3 protein-coding genes are annotated in these 2484 nt (G+C 61.2%); 2 read left to right on the top strand and 1 reads right to left on the bottom strand.

The features are described from left to right. Nucleotides 1–85 precede the first annotated feature (85 nt). Nucleotides 86–961 carry a flagellar motor stator protein MotA gene (gene motA, locus EOA28_RS32380; RefSeq protein WP_042640459.1) on the bottom strand — a complete coding sequence of 292 codons (876 nt, stop codon included), beginning with the start codon at nucleotides 959–961 and terminating at the stop codon, nucleotides 86–88. Nucleotides 962–1108: 147 nt separating this feature from the next. Between motA and EOA28_RS32375 the strand changes: the two genes are divergently transcribed. Both EOA28_RS32375 and EOA28_RS32370 read left to right on the top strand, forming a co-directional pair. Next, nucleotides 1109–2230 carry a DUF1217 domain-containing protein gene (locus EOA28_RS32375; RefSeq protein ID WP_127252126.1) on the top strand — a complete coding sequence of 374 codons (1122 nt, stop codon included), beginning with the start codon at nucleotides 1109–1111 and terminating at the stop codon, nucleotides 2228–2230. A 4-nt stretch (nucleotides 2231–2234) separates the two neighbouring features. After that, nucleotides 2235–2484 (top strand): flagellar hook-basal body complex protein (locus tag EOA28_RS32370; RefSeq protein ID WP_128315688.1); only part of this gene is annotated, 250 nt, incomplete at its 3' end.

Here is a 2484-nt window from a genome sequence, read left to right as displayed (position 1 = left end):
ACGCTCGATGATCAAGGCCCGCGTTTCTGACGGACTGGCCGGACTGGTCATGGCGGCAGGCGGCCCTGTCTCGGATCGAGCATGCTCAGGCCGCCTTCTTCTCGGCGGAGCCGGCGTTCATGGTGCTCTGCTCGACGGCATCGATCGTCGGACGCTCATAGGAGGAGATGGTCTTGCGACCGAATTCGATCGCCACCTGCGGCAAGGCGCCGTTCATATACGCAAGCAGCGTCTGCTTGACGATGATGTAGAGGCGGTTCTTCTTCTCGCGCACCGTCTTGATCTTGGTGGCGACCGGACCGACCACCGCATAGGACAGGAAGATGCCGAGGAAGGTTCCGACGAGCGCGGCGCCGATCAGGCCGCCGAGGATCTCGGGCGACTGGTCCAGCGCTCCCATCGCCTTCACCACGCCGAGCACGGCAGCCACGATGCCCAGCGCCGGCAGGCCGTCGCCGACCGCCACCATCGCGTGATAGGCCTTCAGCTTGTCGCTGCGGATCGTCTGGATCTCTTCATCCATCAGCGCCTCGATCTCGTGCGAGCGGGCATTGCCGATGATGATGATGCGGCAATAGTCGCAGATGAAATTCGTCAGGTCATGGTTCTTGAGCACGGTCGGGAAAGCCTGGAAGATGGCCGACTCCTCCGGATTGTCGATATGCGCCTCGACCTCGCTGCGCGATTTCGAGCGCAGTTCGCGCATCAGGCTGTGCAGGACGCCCAGCGTCTCGAGGTAGTCGCGCTCCTTTGGCACCGCCTGCTTGAAGGCCTCGAGAATGCCCTTGCCGGTGTCCTTGACCGTCTTCATCGGATTGGCGACCAGGAAGGTGCCGAGGGCCGCGCCACAGATGACCACCGCTTCCCAGGGCTGCAGCAGCACGTGCAGATGGCCGCCCATGGCCATGAAGCCGCCGAGAACGCAGCCGAGCGTCACCACAAGTCCGATCAGAATGCCCACGGCAGGTCCTTCCGCATGTCACGTCGTGGATCAGGGATAGTCCCCGTGCCTTGTGTGAGGCTTGAATCGAGGGCACCGGACACGATTCAGCTTCGCGCAAGGAAGTGACGTTATTGTTCCGGGATAGCTTCGGCCGGAGGCATGCCCTTGCTCAGTACCTATATCAGCTACCAGTTGATCGCCAAAGACATCCCCAAGTCTATCGCCCGCATCGAGCAGCAGCCGACGGTCGATCGCGACACCCAATACTATCTGGCCAACATCACCAAGGTGAAATCGATCGACGATTTCGTCAACAATGATCGCTTGTTCAAATACGCCATGAAGGCCTACGGGCTGGAGAACATGGACTACGCCAAGGCCTTCATGGTCAAGGCGCTGAAGGAAGGCGTTTCCGATCCCGACAGCTTCGCCAACAAGCTGACCGACAAGCGCTATGCCCAGTTCGTCAAAGCTTTCAATTTCGCGGCGGACGGCGCCAATGCGACCGTCTACAACCCGGCGCAGCAGCTGGTGACGAAAAACTACGCCATCCAGGCCCAGATCGCCGGCCTTGACCCGAATTCGGACTATGTGAAGGGCGAGACGACCTACTATCTCGCCAACATCACCAAGGTGAAATCTGTCGACGATCTGATGTCGAACAACCGGCTCTATACTTATGCACTGGCGGCCTACGGCCTGGATTCAGCAACCGAGGACAAGGACCTGATCAAGTCGGTCCTGCAAGGCGGCGCGCGTGATCCCGACAGCGTCGCCAACCAGCAGACCAACAAGGCCTATGCCGGGCTGGCCTCTGCCTTCAACTTCGAGCAATACGGCGCAAACACCACCACCTATGTTCAGGCGCAGCAGCCGACCGTCGACATTTACATGCGCCAGACGCTGGAGGAGGATGCCGGCAAGACCAACGAGGGCGTGCGGCTGGCGCTTTATTTCCAGCGCAAGGCGCCCGACATCACCAGCTGGTACGACGTGCTGGCAGACACCGCTTTGGCCAGCGTGGTGCGCACCGCGCTCGGCCTGCCTGATTCCTTCGCCACCGCCGACATCGACAAGCAGGCGCAGCTCTTCGGGCAGAAGCTCGACATCAAGGACTTCACCGACCCCGAGAAGCTCAGCAAGTTCCTGACCCGCTTCACCAGCATGTACGAGGTCGCCCACCCGACCTCGACGGCGGTGACGTCGGTCAGCGTGCTCTTCGCGCAGCCCACCAGTGTCGGCATCTCCACGGATCTGATGCTGGCCATGCAGCAATTGAAGTTCTGAGATCATGCAGGACAGTCTTTACGTCGCCCTTTCCTCTCAGATCGCGCTCGAGCGCCGTCTAGACACCATCGCCGACAACGTCGCCAATGCCTCGACCATCGGCTTTCGCGCCACCGGCGTGAAGTTCGAGGACGTGGTCTCGGGCACCGGGCCGAAGTCGGTCTCCTTCGCCTCCTCCGGCAATACCTATCTTTCCGGCGCGCATGGCGCGCTGACCGAAACCGGCAACCCCTTCGACTTCGCCATCCAGGGCG

Origin of the sequence: Mesorhizobium sp. M2A.F.Ca.ET.067.02.1.1, from assembly GCF_004023285.1 — a bacterium.
Classification (GTDB): Bacteria; Pseudomonadota; Alphaproteobacteria; order Rhizobiales; family Rhizobiaceae; genus Mesorhizobium.
Note: the sequence above shows the minus strand (reverse complement) of the source record. Positions and strands in the feature narration are given on the sequence as shown.